The sequence below is a fragment of the Saccharibacillus endophyticus genome, assembly GCF_013185185.1.
Taxonomy (GTDB): domain Bacteria; phylum Bacillota; class Bacilli; order Paenibacillales; family Paenibacillaceae; genus Saccharibacillus; species Saccharibacillus endophyticus.
In genome coordinates this window covers 239,171-255,043 of record NZ_JAAZWE010000006.1, presented here as the reverse complement: position 1 = coordinate 255,043, position 15,873 = coordinate 239,171, and the positions used below count along the sequence as shown (strand labels likewise).

The window sequence follows — 15,873 nt, the reverse complement described above, 5'->3', positions numbered from 1 at the left end:
AGACGGATATAGAGGAAGGGGCGCGAAACATGCGCGTGCTGCATACGGCGGACTGGCATCTGGGCAAAACGCTGGAAGGCCGAAGCCGATTCGAAGAACAGGAAAAATTCATGGAAGAGCTGGTGGAGATCGTTCGGCGGGAAAAGGTCGATCTGATCTTGATGGCGGGCGACGTGTACGATACCGTCAATCCTCCGGCCGCCGCCGAACAGCTTTTTTACGAAAGCGTAGCCCGAATTCGGGCAGAAGGCTGCCAACTTGCGGCGATCGCCGGTAATCACGATCACCCGGAACGGGTCGCATCGGTGCGTCCGCTGGTCAAAGACAGCGGAATATCTTTGATCGGATTGCCGACGGAAAAAGCGCTCGCGCTCGACGTGGCGCGAACGGGAGAGCGTGCGATCGTTGCGGCTCTTCCTTATCCGTCGGAAGCGCGCCTCAACGAGCTGTTGACGATCGACGGTACGGACGAAACGCTGCTGCGTCGGGCGTACAGCGAGCGCGTGGGAATGTTGATGCGCAAGCTGGCCGCCGATTTTTCGCCGAAAACGGTCAATTTGGCGATGAGCCATATCTATGTGCTCGGCGGGCTTGAGTCCGATTCGGAGCGTCCGATTCAAGTCGGAGGCGCATATACGGTCGATCCGTCGGCGTTGGCCTGCGGCGCGCAGTATACGGCGCTGGGGCATTTGCACCGTCCGCAATCGGTCAAAGGCGAAGGCATCATTCGGTATAGCGGCTCGCCTATTGCTTACAGCTTTTCCGAAGCGGGACAGGCCAAGTCGGTCATGCTGATGGATATCGAACCCGGCAAAGAGCCTAAGATCGAAGAGATTTATTTATCGTGCGGACGGCAGCTTGTGGAATGGAATGCGAAAGAAGGCCTTGCGCAGGTATACGGATGGTTGGAAGAAGGCCGGGATGCGGGAGCGTTCATCGATCTTAAAATCACGTTGACCGAAGCGATGTCCCTCGGCGATATCCAGTCGCTGCGAAAAACCTGCGAAGGACTCGTTCATATCCGTCCCGTATATCCGCAGCTTGAACAGGCGGATATGCCCGAAGAGCGCGTGCGGTTGCCCATGCACGAGTTGTTCAAAACCTTTTATCGCAAACAGACGGGCGGCGCGGAGCCTGATGATGCGATGGTGACTTTGTTTATGGAACTGGCTTCCGAAGATCGGGATTCCGCCGTGGAAGGGAGCGAAAGCGAATGAAGCCGATCACGCTTAAATTATCGGGTCTGCAAAGTTATCGCGAAGCGCAGGAAGTCGATTTTACCGAGTTGTGCGAGACCGGCTTGTTCGGCATTTTCGGACCGACCGGAAGCGGGAAATCCACCGTATTGGATGCGATCACGCTGGCGATGTACGGCAAAGTCGAGCGTGCCTACGGAGGTACGCAAGGCATTATGAACCATTCCGAAGATACCTTGTTCGTCTCCTTTACGTTCGAGCTGGAATCTTCGGCCGGCGTCCGTCGGTTCCGGGTCGAACGTCGTTTTAAACGTACGGGAGAAGTGTCCGTCAGCAATACGTTGAGCCGGTTTATCGAAGTCAAGCCGGAAGGCGACGATGTCGTTGCGGATAAACTGGCGGACGTGACGCGTGCTGTCGAAGAACGCATCGGACTGAAAATGGACGACTTCACGCGCGCGGTCGTGCTGCCGCAAGGCAAATTCGCGGAATTTTTATCGCTGAAAGGCAGCGATCGGCGGCAGATGCTTCAGCGTCTGTTCCACTTGGAACAATACGGGGATCGGCTTATTCAAAAGCTGAACAAGCGTACTCGCGATACCGAGGGCTCGCTGCGTGCAGTCGAGGCCGAGCAGCAGGGTCTCGGACTCGCTTCCGCCGAAGCCGTGGAAGAAGCCGAGAAGCAGTTGTCAGAAGCGTCCGTTTTAGCGGGGAAACAACGAAAGTCGCTCGATGCGGTTACCGCCGAGCACAACAAACTAGCCCGCGTTCGCGAACATGCGGGCGAACGCGACCGGGTGTCGGCGACGCTGGAAGAGCTTCGAAGTCGCGATGAATCGGTACGCGAGCTTCAGATTCGGGCCGAACGGGGAAGAGCTTCGGCGCTGCTGCTGCCGACGCTGGAGCGTTTCCGCGCGGCGGCAGTCCGTTCGAATGAGCTAACGGCCGGCGCGCAGCGTTTGCGTATTGCTTTGGACGAAGCGAAAAGCCGTGCCGACGGTGCAATTTCGGCGGAGAACCAAGCACGCGAAGCTTTAACAAGCACAGAACCCCGGCTGCTGCGCCGCACGGCGGAGTTGGAGCAGGGACTTCAGCTTGAGCAAGAGTTGAAAACGCTGCGCGACGAAAGCGAACGCCTCGAGCGCGGTCGTAACGAAGCCGCTTCGCGTCTTCAACGCGCGCGGCAAGATGCCGACGATCTTCGGCGCAAACTGGAGCAGGCCAATCAACTGCGGACGGATTTGCAGGAAAAGCTGGACGCCTGCGAAGTTCGCAGCGCCGATCGGGCAGAATTGGAATCCGCAGGGCGCCTTGCGGATTCCATGGCGAGTCTGGAAGAACAGCTTCCGGGAATCCGCCGAGACTTGGAAGAAGCGCAGCGTCAGGAAAAGGACGCCGAAACGGAACTTGCGGCAGGGCGCGAGCAGGAGCAATCCTGCCGAAAAGAACTGGAGTGTTTCGCCGATCAGGCGCATGCTCAAAGTCAAGCGTTGCACGCTTTCGAGGCGGAGCTATCCGATTGGCTCGAAGCTTTGGCGACAGAGGAGCGGCGTCTGGAGCATGCAGGTCTTGAACATGCGAGACACCGCATGGCCGCGGAGCTGTCGCAAGCCTTGAACGAAGGCGACCCGTGTCCGGTCTGCGGAGCGACGCATCACCCGCTGCCCGCGGGCGAAGATCCTTCCGCCGCCGAAGCCGCGGCGGAGCTCGAACCCCTGCGCGCCCAACAGCTCGGCGCGCGCGAGCTGCGCCTCGCCGCCGCCCGCCTGCGGCAGGGCAGCGAAGCCCTGGCCCGGCGCCTGCGCGAGGAACTTGCGCAGGAACCGGGCGCTTCCGCCGCCGCGCAGGCGGAAGCCGGAACCCCTGCGCCCGGATCCGCGCAGGGCAACCCCGAGCCGCCCCTCGCCGCGGCCGGCTCCGATCCCGGCTCGCCGCGTGCCTCGGCGATCCCTCTGCCGCCGCAGGCCCGCGCGGACGAATTCGTCCGCTTGCAGGCTGCGGCCCAAGCCTTCGAGCGCGATTCCGCGCAGCTCGAAGGCCGGGCAAGAGACGCCGAGCGCGCTTACGCGGCTTCCGCCCGAGGGGCGGAAGCCCCCCGCATCCGCCTGGACGGCGCGGCGCGCCAACGTCAGCGCGCAACCGAGCGCTTAAACGAATTGGAGCAGCGGCTAAGCGAAGCCGAAGAGCGTTGGAAAGCTTCTTTCGCCAAGCTTCGCCGGGACGAATTGGAGCGTCGGCGCGAAGACGTTCGCAGCCGCGATACGCAGGCGGAAGAGTTGAAGCAGCGTCTGGAAAAAAGCGTGCCCGTCATTCGCGGAATGGAAGAAACGCTAAAATCTCACGAAGAAGCTTCAACCGAAGCGGAACGGAGTCTCGTTCAGTTTACCGCTCAAGCCGAAGGCCGATCGGAGCTGCTCAAGGAAAAAGAGCTGCGTCTGAATGAAGTCTCCGGGGGAGCGTCGGTTGCCGAGCTTCTGCGCGAAGCGACGGAACGGCTGCAAAGCCTGCGCCAGGCGGCGCAGCAAACGCGCCTTGATCTGGAGTCGGCACGCGAAGCCTGGCAGCTCGCTGCAAATGCTTCGGCTGCGGCGGAGCAAGCGGTCGTTTCTGCGGCGGAGCATGCGAGCGCAGCGGAAGCCTCTTGGAACGAAGCCTTGTCTGCCTCTTTATTTGCAACCGAGCAGGAGGCCGAGTCATCCCGGATGGCTGTCGATGAAATTACAGAAGCTGAGCGCCGCGTACAACATCACCGCGAGCGCGAGCGCGAGTGGTCCGCTCGTTTGCGGGAGTTGGAAACGCTGCTGGAAGGTGTTCAACTTTCGGAAGAACAGTGGGCAGACTGCGCGGCTCGATTGGAAGAAGCGCGACGCCTCGACGAAGAAGCCCTTGCAGGCCGAGCTCGTGCGCAGCGGGATTTGGAAGACGTGTCGGCAAGACATGGGCGTTGGAGCGAATTGGAAGCCGCGCGCGTGGAGACTTCCTCGGAATTGGATCGTCTATCCCGGCTTCAGACCTGTTTCCGCGGGAATGCCTTTGTGGAATATGTGGCCGAAGAGCAGTTGATTCAGATCAGTCGGGCAGCTTCGAACCGATTACGCTTCCTGACTAAACAGCGTTATTCGCTCGAAGTCGACTCCAACGGCGGTTTCGTCATATGCGACGATGCCAACGGCGGCGTAAGAAGACCCGTATCGACATTGTCGGGCGGCGAAACTTTCCTGACTTCGCTATCGCTTGCGCTTGCTTTGTCCGCACAGATTCAGCTGCGCGGCGAATATCCGCTTCAGTTCTTTTTCCTGGACGAAGGGTTCGGCACGCTCGATCCCGAGCTGTTGGATACCGTAATCACTTCGTTAGAGCATCTGCATAACGACCGATTGTCGGTCGGTGTCATCAGTCACGTGCAAGAGCTGCGTGCCCGCTTGCCGAGAAGGCTTGTTGTCCAACCGGCAGACCATGCGGGTGCAGGCTCAAAGGTTGTTTTGGAGAAAATGTAATACGAAGTACGTGATTTCAATCACAGAGACAGATTCAAGTCGTTGTTATAATACAGTCAGCCGACATCATATGAGAAGCACCCCGAACCGCGATTTTTCTCAGGTTTTTCCGAAGCCTGGCCTGGTAGCTTGACCAAATTAAACGTAAGGTTACGTCCGCCTGAGATTTCGTACCTAAAGCGTGTACGAAGTCTCCAACGGAAGCGCACCTAAAGCGTGTGCGTTTCAGGCGAACGTAAACCCTGCTTATGGTTGGTCAAGCTGCCGGATCGTCGTTCAAGTATGCAGATCCTTTTGGAATTTGCAGGGTGCTTCTTTTTTTTTGTCTTTTTTTGTGTTTGTTTGTACAATGAATAAGGTAAGCTTAAGGAATTCAGCATTTCACGGTGAACGGCTGCACGATTCCCGTCGTGTCGAATGGCCGCCGCCGAACAGACGAGGAGGAACCCGCATGAGCGAGACGATTTTCAGCAAAATTATCGAAGGCAGTATCCCAAGCAAAAAAGTGTTCGAGAATGAGCGGATTTATGCTTTTCACGATATTCAGCCTGCGGCTCCCGTGCATGTATTGATCGTGCCCAAAAAACCGATCCCTTCATTGAACGAGATCGAACAAGCGGATTTGGCCGTAATCGGAGAAATTCATCAGGTAGCCGTACAACTGGCTCAAGAACTCGGCATCGCGGAGAGCGGGTATCGGGTGATCAACAACTGCGGTTCCGACGGCGGTCAGACGGTGCCGCATCTGCATTTCCATTTGCTTGGCGGTGCCAAACTCGGCGCACTGACCGGAATTTCCGGATCCCACGAATAAGCAGGCGAAAAGCCTGAACCATGCCTGTAACGGATAGCCGTTCAAGCAACCGAGGCAAGAACAGGCAGATGTACGAATATATCCGTATAACCTTTTTTATAAGCATTGACACGGGGTTTAATTTTCGCCTATAATGAAAGTTGATTAACCGTGTTATGCTCTTGGACGGTCTGGTCGGAGGGAGGGGAAACTGGTGTCTGAAACTAAAGTTCGCAAAAATGAGACTATTGATGCTGCTCTTCGCCGCTTTAAACGCTCTATTGCAAAAGACGGCGTACTGGCGGAAGTCAAAAAGCGCAAGCATTATGAGAAGCCTAGCGTAAAGCGCAAGAAAAAGTCTGAGGCTGCTCGCAAAAGAAAGTTCTAAATAGGTGTGTTTTTTTCGTTTGTCGATTTTTTCGACAACAGACACATCACCAAGATGTGTTTTAGGTACCCCTTGCCGAATTTTTCGGCGATAAACACATCACTAAAGATGTGTTTTAGGTATCCTTTGCCGAAGCTTTCGGCGATAAACACATCACCAGTAGGAGGCTTTATTTTAAATGAATCTTAGCGAACGATTGAACGAAGATATGAAACAAGCCATGCGGAGTAAGGATAAATTCAAACTCTCGACCATACGAATGATTCGCGCAACGGTCAAGAATCAGGAGATCGATTTGAAGCGGACTTTGGATGACGCAGAAGTGCTTGATATTCTGAGTCGTGAAATCAAGCAGCGCAAAGATTCCCTCCAAGAGTTTAAAAAAGCAGGTCGTGACGATTTGGCCGAGACTGTCGAAGCCGAGATCGTTATTGTTGCTGAATACCTTCCCGCTCAGCTTGCTGAAGAAGAAGTTAAAGCCATTGTACAGCAGACCATCCAGGAAACCGGTGCTTCTTCCAAAGCCGATATGGGCAAAGTCATGGCCGCTCTGATGCCGAAAGTCAAAGGACGTGCCGACGGGAAGTTGGTTAACCAAGTGGTTCAGCAGTACCTGCAATAAACGAACAAAATAAACGCCTTTCCGGAATCCCGGAAAGGCGTTTTTGTTATGCGGTTTCAACTTTTTTAAGAAAAACGGGATTTTTTTGAAACGCCTGGCCGATATGCACGTATACTATTACTGAGACACTTTCGCATGTGTACAAACAGAGGGAACCGACGGAATGGATTTGGGTGCATGTGACAACATTCAAAAGAAGGAGGGAAACCTAATGGATACACAAGCGCGTTCCAAATGGTGGGTAGGCATGGCTGCGGCGCTGTGGGGCGTCGTTTGGCTGGTCGGCATTCCGCTGATCGTTTTAACGTCGTTCGCAACTTCGGCATCTGCTGCCGGCGTAACGGAATCGGCGCCGGAGCAAGCGGGATTTTTGGCTAATGCTTCCGAATTTCTGACAACGCCGATCATGCTGACTTTGCTGTTGTTTATCGGCTTTGCGGGCGTCGTGATCGAGTTGCTTCTTCCGGGATTGATTTTCCCGGGACTGCTCGGAGTCAGCGCGTTCGTTCTTTACTTTTTCGCAAGCACGTTTCAAGAATTGGCCGGACCTTACGTGTGGCTGCTGTTCGCGGTAGGGATCATTCTTATGGCGATCGAAGTATTCGTACCGAGTTTCGGGATATTGGGCCTGCTCGGGGCGGGCTCGCTAATAGGAGGAGTGGTTATGGCAGCATGGGCAACGGGACATGCTTTACAGACGCTCGGGATCGCTTTCGTATTGGCCGCGGCGGCTGTCGGCATCGTCGTATTCGTTTTCAAGGAGCGGGGGATTTGGAATCGCTTCATTTTGAAAGACAGTTTGACTTCGGAAGCCGGATACAATTCGGCAGTCACGCGGCATGAATTGGTCGGTCGCGACGGCGTTACGGTAACGCCGCTTCGTCCGTCGGGAACGATCATGATCGACGGCGAACGAATCGATGTCGTGAGCGAAGGCGCGTTCATCGAACGCGACAAAGCTATCGTGATCGTTAAAACCGAAGGATCGCGCGTCGTGGTCCAAGAAAAGTGGAACAGCGGATTAGGTCCGATCGAACCGATCTGATTCGCAGTCGCCTGCAAGTTTTGCAAGCATGGAACGACATAACGGAGTTCGAAACGACGGATTAAGATCCGAAGCGTTTCGGACCGTAAATTTGGAGGGGTACTTATGGCAGACGCAGCATGGATCGGCCCGCTGCTTATCGTAGTGGTCGGTATTATTGTTTTGAGCATTTTCTTCAGCTTTTTCCCGGTAGCACTATGGATTTCCGCATTGGCTTCCGGTCTGCGAATTGGCATTATCACGCTGGTCGCGATGCGACTGCGTCGCGTTACGCCGGCTCGAATCGTCAATCCGATGATCAAGGCGCACAAGGCAGGTTTGAGCTTGACGATCAACCAGCTCGAGAGTCACTATTTGGCGGGCGGTAATGTCGACCGGGTCGTTAACGCCCTGATTGCCGCACACCGTGCGAACATTCCGCTCGAGTTCGAACGCGCTGCTGCAATCGACCTGGCAGGTCGTGACGTATTGCAAGCCGTACAGATGAGCGTAAACCCGCGCGTAATCGAAACACCGAGCATTTCGGCCGTAGCTAGAAACGGTATTGAAGTTGTCGTTATTGCCCGGGTTACGGTCCGTGCGAATATCGACCGTCTCGTCGGCGGTGCGGGCGAAGAAACGATCATTGCCCGCGTCGGCGAAGGTATCGTTAGTACGGTAGGTTCCAGTGATACGCACAAGGAAGTCTTGGAGAATCCGGATAAGATTTCTCGTACTGTTTTGGAAAAGGGTCTGGATGCGGGTACCGCTTTTGAAATCCTGTCGATCGATATCGCGGACGTGGACGTAGGCAAAAATATCGGTGCCTTCCTGCAAACGGAACAAGCGGAAGCCGACAAACGTATCGCTCAGGCGAAGGCCGAAGAGCGCCGCGCAATGGCCGTAGCGGAAGAACAAGAGATGAACGCACGCGTAATCGAGATGAAAGCGCGCGTCGTAGAAGCCGAATCCGAAGTTCCGATCGCCATGGCCGAAGCGCTGCGCGGCGGCAAACTGGGCGTTATGGACTACCTGAACATGAAGAATCTCGAAGCGGATACGGAAATGCGCGGATCGCTGGGCGGTATGAACGTAACCCATGTCGACAAGCAAGACCCGCACAACAATAAGTAAAAGGTAAGCAAAAGGCAGAACAGGAGGGGAGTCTATGCCCCAGTTCTTGGAATGGATCACAAGCAACCTTTTTATCGTCGTTATCATTGCGGGTGCGCTGATTTCCGTATTCGGTAAAAAGAATGCGAAGCCCAATGGAGGCGGCGAACCTTTCGGGGGGCGTGGTGCCTCTCCGCAAGGGCAAGGAAATCCGGCACGCCGGACGCAGACAACGAACGGCGAACGTCAGTCTCCGTTTTCTGGCGCGCCGACCGACCAAAGAAATGGCCGTGCGGACCGGAATGCAGGCTCGCAAGAACGCGGCAAGCAGATGGAACGGACTAATCTGGATCAGGCCTCCCGCCAACTGAAAGGGGAGGTCGAAAAAAGACTGCGCGAACAACGTTCGATGCAGCGGCGAGAGCACAATGTAGAAAATGCTTCCCGCCAAATTGAACGTGCCGCTTCCGGTTCTCGAAGAAATTCATTAACGTCGAAAAATTCGGCTTCGAACAACAATGCTCCTTCGGTTCGGACGGCAACGGCTTCATCGCTAATGTCCAACCCGACAGCAAACGAACTGCGCAAAGGCGTCCTCTGGGCCGAAGTTCTGGGTTCGCCCCGCGCAAGAAAGCCGTATTCCTCCGGACGCAGATAACTCTGCGGAGTCCCGATCTTCGGATCGTGAGGCTGCCGGCCTTTTCCGCCTCAAACGGATAGGCCGGCTTTTTGTATTTCTCCCGGTCCTGATCCGTAAAAAACCCGCCCGAAATCTTTTGCAAGGGGAGTCGGAGAATGGTACAGTTGAGGAATAACAATCTATGCCGAAGCTGGATACTACATCGATTAAGGAGACTGAGAGCTTTTGACAGAACAGACGAGAAGCATCAAGATCCCGTTGCATAACGCGGGGGAAGGATTGGCCCTGTTTGGTCCGCAAGACACGTATCTCAAGATGATCGAACGGCAGTTCAAAGCGCGTATCGACAGCCGGGAAGAAGAGATCGCCGTTCACGGACCGCAGCAGGAGACAGACCAATTGGAGCATCTGTTTGACGTATTGCTTCAATTGGTGCGTAACGGTTATAACTTAACGGAACGCGACGTGCAGTATGCATTGGAATTGGCCAAAGATTTCCGGGCCGATCAACTGCTTGATTTGTTCAAGGGAGAAATTGCCCTGACGTTCCGAGGCAAGCCGATTCGTCCCAAAACGATCGGACAAAAACATTACGTAACTACGATCAAGAAAAAAGACATCGTGTTCGGCATCGGCCCGGCCGGTACCGGCAAAACATATTTGGCTGTCGTGTTGGCGGTCACTGCGCTCAAAGAAGGACTGGTCAAACGTATCGTGCTCAGCCGTCCTGCGGTTGAAGCGGGTGAAAGCCTGGGCTTCCTGCCGGGCGATCTGCAAGAAAAAGTCGACCCTTATCTGCGTCCGCTTTATGATGCGCTGTACGACATCATGGGCACCGATCAGGTCGCCAAAGCGCTGGAACGCGGCCTGATCGAAATCGCGCCGCTCGCCTATATGCGCGGTCGCACGCTTGAAGATGCGTTCATCATTTTGGACGAAGCGCAGAATACGACGCCGGAGCAAATGAAAATGGTTCTGACGCGTTTGGGATTCGGTTCCAAGATGGTGATTACGGGCGACGTGACGCAGATCGACTTGCCGCGCGGCAAAAAGTCGGGTCTGGTCGAAGCTCGTCTGATCTTGAACGGAATTTCGGATATCGGCTTCGTTACGTTTGCCGAAGAAGATGTCGTGCGCCATTCGTTGGTGCAAAAAATCATCGTGGCTTACGAAAAAGCGGCGGAAAGCATCGAGTAAAAGCTGTTCCCGTACTCTGTCCGAATGAAGTCGGGCAGAGTACCTGTTCATTTGCGAACGAGCTCAGGAGTCTAATACCGGAGGTTCTTCCATATGGCTTCAAAAGAAAAATGGAAACGCAAAACCGATCCCAAACTGTCTGGTTGGAAAAGCAGCGGGGTCTTCAAACTTATCTTGTTCCTGCTTTTGACGCTGATGTTTTACGTCGGACTGTATCCTAAACTCATGCCTGAAAAGTACGATATTCAGGTTAACATGCCAAGCGACAAAGAAATTTTGGCGCCGGCGCAGATTCCGAACAGCAAAGCGACGCTTCAGGCGCAGGAGGAAGCGGCCGAAAAAGTTCAACAAGTGTACCGAATCTTCTCGCTGCGTAACGATACGCTGATCAGTCAGCTGCTTGACCGGATTGATACATTGAATCAGGATGATCAATTGACCGCCGCGAATAAGATCGAGATCTACAGGGAAGAACTTCCGCAGAAGGTTAGCCAGTTCATGGCAAACTCGATCCGCAATAGCGGTAACAACGGAGCCTATTCCTCGACGCTTTTGCAAGAAGTTCGAACACGGGTAGGCGAGCAGGAATACGATATTCCGGAAGAGACTTTTTACAAGATTCCTTCTTTGACACCGACGCAAATTCAGCAAATGAAGTCGGAAGCGACAGGAATCGTGTCTCGCTTGATGAGCGATCAGGTCACGGATGCACAGACGGCGAGAGCCCAGGTTGCGGAATTCGTCAGCCGAAGTACGCTTACCGATCGGACTTCGCGCGAAGTGGTGCAGGAGTTGATCAAGCTTTCGATCACGCCGAACCGTTTTTACGATGAAGAAGCAACGAAAGAAGCGGCGGTGCAAGCACGGGAAAACACCGAAACGGTCTATATCGATCAGGGTGAAGTGCTGGTGCAGCGCGGCGACATCATTACGCAGGACACGTACAATTTGCTCAAAGAAAACGACATGTTGAAAACGGAGATCAATTACTGGCCCCAGTTCGGCTTGCTTCTGCTGTCCGTCCTGCTTGCTTTCGGTTTGTTCCTGTTCACTCGTCAGAGCGGAACGGAATTCCGTTACGATAATCCGCAGTTATTGATGATCGTACTCATCTATTTCATCATGCTGATCGCGATGCATCTGACGGCTCTGGTACAGAGCGATACGTCGAAGTATGTCGGGTACCTGGCTCCGGTCGCGATAGGCTGTACGCTCATTACGCTGCTGCTCAATAATTCGTTTGCTTATTTCAGCGCCATTATTTTCTCGGTGTTGGCAAGCATTGTGCTGAACGCGGGGCAATCCGGCACGGGCATTTTCGACTTCCATTTCGGCTTCTATACCTTGGTTGTCTCTTATGCGGCGATCTTTACGGTACATAAAGCCAGCCAGCGTTCTACGATTCTCAAAGCCGGGATCATGGTGAGCTTGTTCGGAGCCGTTGCCGTATTGGCGTTGTCGTTGATCGGCGACGCCGACCTGAATCGCAGCACCATTCTTTATCCGGTCGCATTCGCTTTGGCTTCGGGATTGTTGACTGCGATTCTGACAATCGGCCTGATGCCTTTCTTCGAAGTGACGTTCGGGATCTTGTCGGCCCTTAAGCTGGTTGAATTGTCGAACCCGAACCATCCGCTGCTGCGCAAACTGTTGATCGAAACGCCGGGGACTTATCACCACAGCGTCATGGTCGGCAACTTGTCGGAAGCGGCGGCCGAGGCGATCGGCGCGAACGGACTATTGTGCCGGGTCGGCTCGTATTATCATGATATCGGTAAAACAAAGCGTCCAAGCTACTTTATCGAAAATCAGAATAACATCGAGAATCCGCACGATTCCATCGATCCCAAGCTCAGTAAATCGATTATCGTCGCGCATGCCAGAGACGGCGTGGAAATGCAAAAGGAATATAAGCTTCCTAAACGCATCCGCGATATCGCCGAACAGCATCACGGAACGACTTTCTTGTATTTCTTTTACCAGAAAGCGTTGAAGCAGGCGGAAGAGCGCGGCGTGGAGCCGGACTTCACGGGGGCGGAATTCCGTTATCCGGGTCCGAAAGCCCAGTCGAAAGAAGCAGCGGTCGTCGGGATCGCGGACAGCGTCGAAGCTGCCGTACGTTCCCTGCATAAGCCGACCATCGACCAGGTAGAATCCATGATCGGCAAAATCATCAAGAGTCGTTTGGACGATCAACAGTTCAATGAGTGCGATATTACGCTCAAAGAGCTTGACGTGGTCGCCAAAACGCTCAAAGAAGCGGTAATGGGGATCTTCCACTCGCGGATCGAATATCCCGAAGAGGTTAAGCCCAAGACAAAGGAGAACTGACGCATGAGTCTGCAGCTGGAATGGAGCAACGAACAAAGCGAGTATGAAATCAGTGAAGAGCTGATTGCGCAATTGAATAAACTGCTGGTCGCGGCAGGAGCCGTAGAAGGCGTGACCGACGGAGAAGTAGCGCTGACTTTCGTCGATGATGAAGAAATTCACCGTTTGAACAAAGAGTTCCGCAATATCGATCGTCCCACCGACGTTTTGTCTTTCGCGATGCGCGAATCTGTAGGCGAAGAACCGGAAATCACGTATGAAGTGGAAACGGAAGACGAAGTGGGTCCGGAGTTTGACGAAATGCTGGGCGATATCATCATCTCCGTGCCGCGCGCCATTGCGCAAAGCGAAGATTACGGACATTCGGTTGAACGCGAGTTGGGCTTCTTATTCGTGCACGGATTCCTTCATTTGCTGGGTTACGATCATCAGACGCCGGAGGACGAAGCGGTTATGATGGGCAAACAGGAAGCGGTCCTGCAGCAAATCGGACTGACGCGCTAATGGAAAAGCGGCGTACCTGGGGGGATGTGTTCCGAAATGCCTGGGATGGCGTTCGGGCGACGGCTTCGACGGAGCGGAATTTCAAAGTGCATCTGGCGCTGTGCGCAGCTGTGCTGCTTCTGGGTGCGCTGCTGCGGGTTCCAAGGTTGGACTGGGGGCTGTTGTGTCTGGCGATCGGGTTGGTCTTATCGGCGGAGTTGATGAATACGGCCGTCGAAGCCGCCGTTAATTTGACGGTTGGAGACCGGCTTCATCCATTGGCGAAAAAAGCCAAGGACGCTGCCGCGGGGGCCGTGCTGGCCTCCGCGTTTTTTGCCGCCCTGATCGGATTGATCGTTTTTGTGCCGCCGCTGCTGACTCTCGCCAAATCATGGGGCTGGTTGTAGGGGCTTTGCGGGTGTACAATAGAATTCCACTTAGATGAAGCGGAGAGGGGCAACACAATCATGGCAATCGATGCAGCTGTACTTATTCAGGAAGCAATCAAAGCCCGAGACAAGGCCTATGTGCCCTATTCGGGATTCAAAGTAGGTGCTGCCCTGCTCGACGAGCATGGACATATCCATCACGGCTGCAATATTGAAAATGCGGCATACGGACCATCGAACTGTGCGGAGCGTACAGCGTTGTTCAGTGCGGTGGCCGACGGTCATCAACCGGGAAGTTTCGCCATGCTGGCTGTCATAGGCGATACGGACGGACCGATTGCGCCGTGCGGCGTATGCCGTCAGGTATTGGTTGAATTGTGCAAGCCGGATATGCCGGTCGTGCTTGGCAATCTGAAGGGTGAAACCCGCGAGACAACGATCCGAGAGCTGCTGCCGGACGCGTTCGGACCGTGGGATCTGGATAAATAACGACAAGACATCAAGAGGAGGAATATGATGGAGAGCAGAAAAGGCTTCAAATCCGGATTCGTCGCGATCGTCGGTCGGCCGAATGTCGGCAAGTCGACGCTGATGAACCAAATTATCGGGCAAAAAATTGCGATCATGTCCGATAAACCGCAAACGACACGCAATAAAATTCACGGGGTGTATACGGATAACGGCAAGCAAATCGTTTTCCTGGATACCCCGGGCATTCATAAACGTCAATCCAAGCTTGGCGATTTTATGAATAATACGGCGCTGAATACGCTGGGCGAAGTCGAAGCGGCAATGTTCCTGATCGACGCGGCCGAAGGCATCGGCGGCGGCGACCGTTATATCATCGAGCAGTTGGGCAAGATCAAAACGCCCGTATTCCTGATTTTGAACAAAATCGATCTGGTCGAGCCGGAAGCGCTGCTGCCTTTGATCGAGACATATCGCAAGCTGTACGAATTTGCGGAAGTCGTACCGATTTCGGCCAAATTCGGCAATAACGTGGACACGTTGATGGAGCAGCTCGGCAAGTATCTTCCGGAAGGCCCGCAGTATTATCCGGAAGACCAAATCACGGATCACCCGGAACAATTCGTTATTGCCGAATTGATCCGCGAAAAAATCCTTCAAATGACGCGCGAAGAAATTCCGCACTCCATTGCCGTTACGATCGAAGACATGAAAAAGCAGGATAACGGCGTCGTTTCCGTCGGAGCCGTCATTTTCGTCGAGCGCGATTCGCAAAAAGGCATCGTCATCGGCAAACAAGGCGCGATGTTGAAAGAAGTCGGCAAGCGGGCTCGTCAGGACATCGAAAACCTGCTCGGTTCGAAGATTTTCCTGGAGCTATGGGTCAAAGTGAAAAAGGATTGGCGCAACCAAGACCGCGTTCTGCGCGATCTGGGCTTCCACCGGGACGCTTAGGATGTTGTACCGTCTCGAAGGTATCGTGATCCGGGCTATGGACTACGGGGAGACGAACAAGATCATTACGCTTTGCACGCAGACGCACGGCAAAATCGGCGTACTCGTCCGCGGAGCGAAAAAAGTCAAAAGTCGCCATGCTTCGCTGACCCAACCTTTTACGTATGGCATATTCAGCTTCTTCCGCGGCGGGAGCGGGCTCGGAACGCTGAATGACGGCGAGATTATCGAGTCCAACCACAAGCTGCGCGAAGACCTGGTCATGGCTGCGCACGGCGCATACGCCTGCGAGCTGATCGACAGGGGGTTGCAGGACGAGGACGCCGGAAGCTTTTGGTTCGAGCAGCTGCTCGCCTTTTTAAGCGGGCTGCGGGAGGGGAAAGATCCCGAAGTCATGACCCGGCTTTTCGAGATGAAAATGCTGCAAGCTTCGGGCTACGGTCCGGAGCTTGAAATCTGCTCGGCGAGTCAGCGTCACGTCGAAGGCGATGCGTTGATCAGCCCGAGGCTCGGAGGCGTGCTCAGCATTCCGTTCCGCGCTGCCGATCCGTACGCCGTTCCGGTCACGGGCCGGGCTTTATCGCTGCTGCGCGTGTTTGCAAGACTCGATCTGCGCCGACTCGGCAACGTGGACGTCAAACCGGAGACCAAACTCGAGTTAAAAAAAGTGATGGAAGCTTTGATGCGCGAGCATATCGGCATCAACCTGAAATCCAAACGTTTTCTCGATCAGTTGGACAACTACGGCTTTGACAAATAAGTCTTACAGCCTTACAAT

The 15,873-nt window shown here is 54.4% G+C and carries 15 protein-coding genes; all 15 read left to right on the top strand.

The window, feature by feature from the left end; genetic code table 11:
• The first annotated feature begins 29 nt into the window (after positions 1-29).
• The 15 genes from HRQ63_RS20950 (at position 30) to recO (ending at position 15,855) form a co-directional block, all read left to right on the top strand.
• Entirely contained in the window at positions 30-1,217 is a 1,188-nt protein-coding gene (locus tag HRQ63_RS20950; RefSeq protein ID WP_172247112.1) for an exonuclease SbcCD subunit D, read from the top strand.
• On the top strand, positions 1,214-4,693 hold the full coding sequence (locus HRQ63_RS20945) for an AAA family ATPase (protein WP_172247111.1): 3,480 nt from the start codon (positions 1,214-1,216) through the stop codon (positions 4,691-4,693). Before HRQ63_RS20950 ends, HRQ63_RS20945 begins: the two co-directional genes overlap by 4 nt.
• Before the next feature lie 451 nt (positions 4,694-5,144).
• A complete protein-coding gene (locus tag HRQ63_RS20940; protein ID WP_037289985.1) occupies positions 5,145-5,507 on the top strand; it encodes a histidine triad nucleotide-binding protein in 363 nt (120 codons plus the stop codon).
• A gap of 193 nt (positions 5,508-5,700) precedes the next feature.
• Entirely contained in the window at positions 5,701-5,874 is a 174-nt protein-coding gene (rpsU, locus tag HRQ63_RS20935; RefSeq protein WP_005547957.1) for a 30S ribosomal protein S21, read from the top strand.
• A gap of 178 nt (positions 5,875-6,052) precedes the next feature.
• Complete coding sequence (locus HRQ63_RS20930) at positions 6,053-6,496, top strand: GatB/YqeY domain-containing protein (protein WP_037289974.1); 444 nt, start codon at positions 6,053-6,055, stop codon at positions 6,494-6,496.
• Positions 6,497-6,707: 211 nt separating this feature from the next.
• Positions 6,708-7,541: an NfeD family protein gene (locus HRQ63_RS20925; protein ID WP_172247110.1), complete on the top strand. Its 834-nt coding sequence runs from the start codon at positions 6,708-6,710 to the stop codon at positions 7,539-7,541.
• 105 nt (positions 7,542-7,646) lie between these two features.
• Positions 7,647-8,654 carry a flotillin-like protein FloA gene (gene floA / locus HRQ63_RS20920; protein ID WP_172247109.1) on the top strand — a complete coding sequence of 336 codons (1,008 nt, stop codon included), beginning with the start codon at positions 7,647-7,649 and terminating at the stop codon, positions 8,652-8,654.
• A 34-nt stretch (positions 8,655-8,688) separates the two neighbouring features.
• The gene (locus HRQ63_RS20915; RefSeq protein WP_172247108.1) at positions 8,689-9,291 is read left to right on the top strand and encodes a hypothetical protein; all 603 of its coding nucleotides are present in this window, start codon (positions 8,689-8,691) and stop codon (positions 9,289-9,291) included.
• 207 nt (positions 9,292-9,498) lie between these two features.
• Entirely contained in the window at positions 9,499-10,470 is a 972-nt protein-coding gene (locus HRQ63_RS20910) for a PhoH family protein (RefSeq protein ID WP_037289968.1), read from the top strand.
• A gap of 93 nt (positions 10,471-10,563) precedes the next feature.
• Positions 10,564-12,801: an HD family phosphohydrolase gene (locus HRQ63_RS20905; protein ID WP_172247107.1), complete on the top strand. Its 2,238-nt coding sequence runs from the start codon at positions 10,564-10,566 to the stop codon at positions 12,799-12,801.
• Positions 12,802-12,804: 3 nt separating this feature from the next.
• On the top strand, positions 12,805-13,305 hold the full coding sequence (ybeY, locus tag HRQ63_RS20900) for an rRNA maturation RNase YbeY (protein ID WP_172247106.1): 501 nt from the start codon (positions 12,805-12,807) through the stop codon (positions 13,303-13,305).
• On the top strand, positions 13,305-13,691 hold the full coding sequence (locus HRQ63_RS20895) for a diacylglycerol kinase family protein (protein WP_172247105.1): 387 nt from the start codon (positions 13,305-13,307) through the stop codon (positions 13,689-13,691). Before ybeY ends, HRQ63_RS20895 begins: the two co-directional genes overlap by 1 nt.
• Before the next feature lie 66 nt (positions 13,692-13,757).
• Positions 13,758-14,162 (top strand): cytidine deaminase, encoded by a 405-nt coding sequence (locus HRQ63_RS20890; protein ID WP_172247283.1) that lies wholly within the window; start codon positions 13,758-13,760, stop codon positions 14,160-14,162.
• A 27-nt stretch (positions 14,163-14,189) separates the two neighbouring features.
• The gene (era, locus tag HRQ63_RS20885) at positions 14,190-15,095 is read left to right on the top strand and encodes a GTPase Era (RefSeq protein ID WP_172247282.1); all 906 of its coding nucleotides are present in this window, start codon (positions 14,190-14,192) and stop codon (positions 15,093-15,095) included.
• A 1-nt stretch (position 15,096) separates the two neighbouring features.
• The gene (gene recO / locus HRQ63_RS20880; RefSeq protein ID WP_172247104.1) at positions 15,097-15,855 is read left to right on the top strand and encodes a DNA repair protein RecO; all 759 of its coding nucleotides are present in this window, start codon (positions 15,097-15,099) and stop codon (positions 15,853-15,855) included.
• The last annotated feature ends 18 nt before the right edge of the window (positions 15,856-15,873 follow it).

Bases quoted from the DNA above. Each gene is read 5' to 3' on its own strand.
- HRQ63_RS20950 (WP_172247112.1), top strand. From the start codon at position 30: ATGCGCGTGCTGCATACGGCGGACTGGCATCTGGGCAAAACGCTGGAA.
- HRQ63_RS20945 (WP_172247111.1), top strand. From the start codon at position 1,214: ATGAAGCCGATCACGCTTAAATTATCGGGTCTGCAAAGTTATCGCGAA.
- HRQ63_RS20940 (WP_037289985.1), top strand. From the start codon at position 5,145: ATGAGCGAGACGATTTTCAGCAAAATTATCGAAGGCAGTATCCCAAGC.
- HRQ63_RS20930 (WP_037289974.1), top strand. From the start codon at position 6,053: ATGAATCTTAGCGAACGATTGAACGAAGATATGAAACAAGCCATGCGG.
- HRQ63_RS20925 (WP_172247110.1), top strand. From the start codon at position 6,708: ATGGATACACAAGCGCGTTCCAAATGGTGGGTAGGCATGGCTGCGGCG.
- floA (WP_172247109.1), top strand. From the start codon at position 7,647: ATGGCAGACGCAGCATGGATCGGCCCGCTGCTTATCGTAGTGGTCGGT.
- HRQ63_RS20915 (WP_172247108.1), top strand. From the start codon at position 8,689: ATGCCCCAGTTCTTGGAATGGATCACAAGCAACCTTTTTATCGTCGTT.
- HRQ63_RS20905 (WP_172247107.1), top strand. From the start codon at position 10,564: ATGGCTTCAAAAGAAAAATGGAAACGCAAAACCGATCCCAAACTGTCT.
- ybeY (WP_172247106.1), top strand. From the start codon at position 12,805: ATGAGTCTGCAGCTGGAATGGAGCAACGAACAAAGCGAGTATGAAATC.
- HRQ63_RS20895 (WP_172247105.1), top strand. From the start codon at position 13,305: ATGGAAAAGCGGCGTACCTGGGGGGATGTGTTCCGAAATGCCTGGGAT.
- era (WP_172247282.1), top strand. From the start codon at position 14,190: ATGGAGAGCAGAAAAGGCTTCAAATCCGGATTCGTCGCGATCGTCGGT.
- recO (WP_172247104.1), top strand. From the start codon at position 15,097: ATGTTGTACCGTCTCGAAGGTATCGTGATCCGGGCTATGGACTACGGG.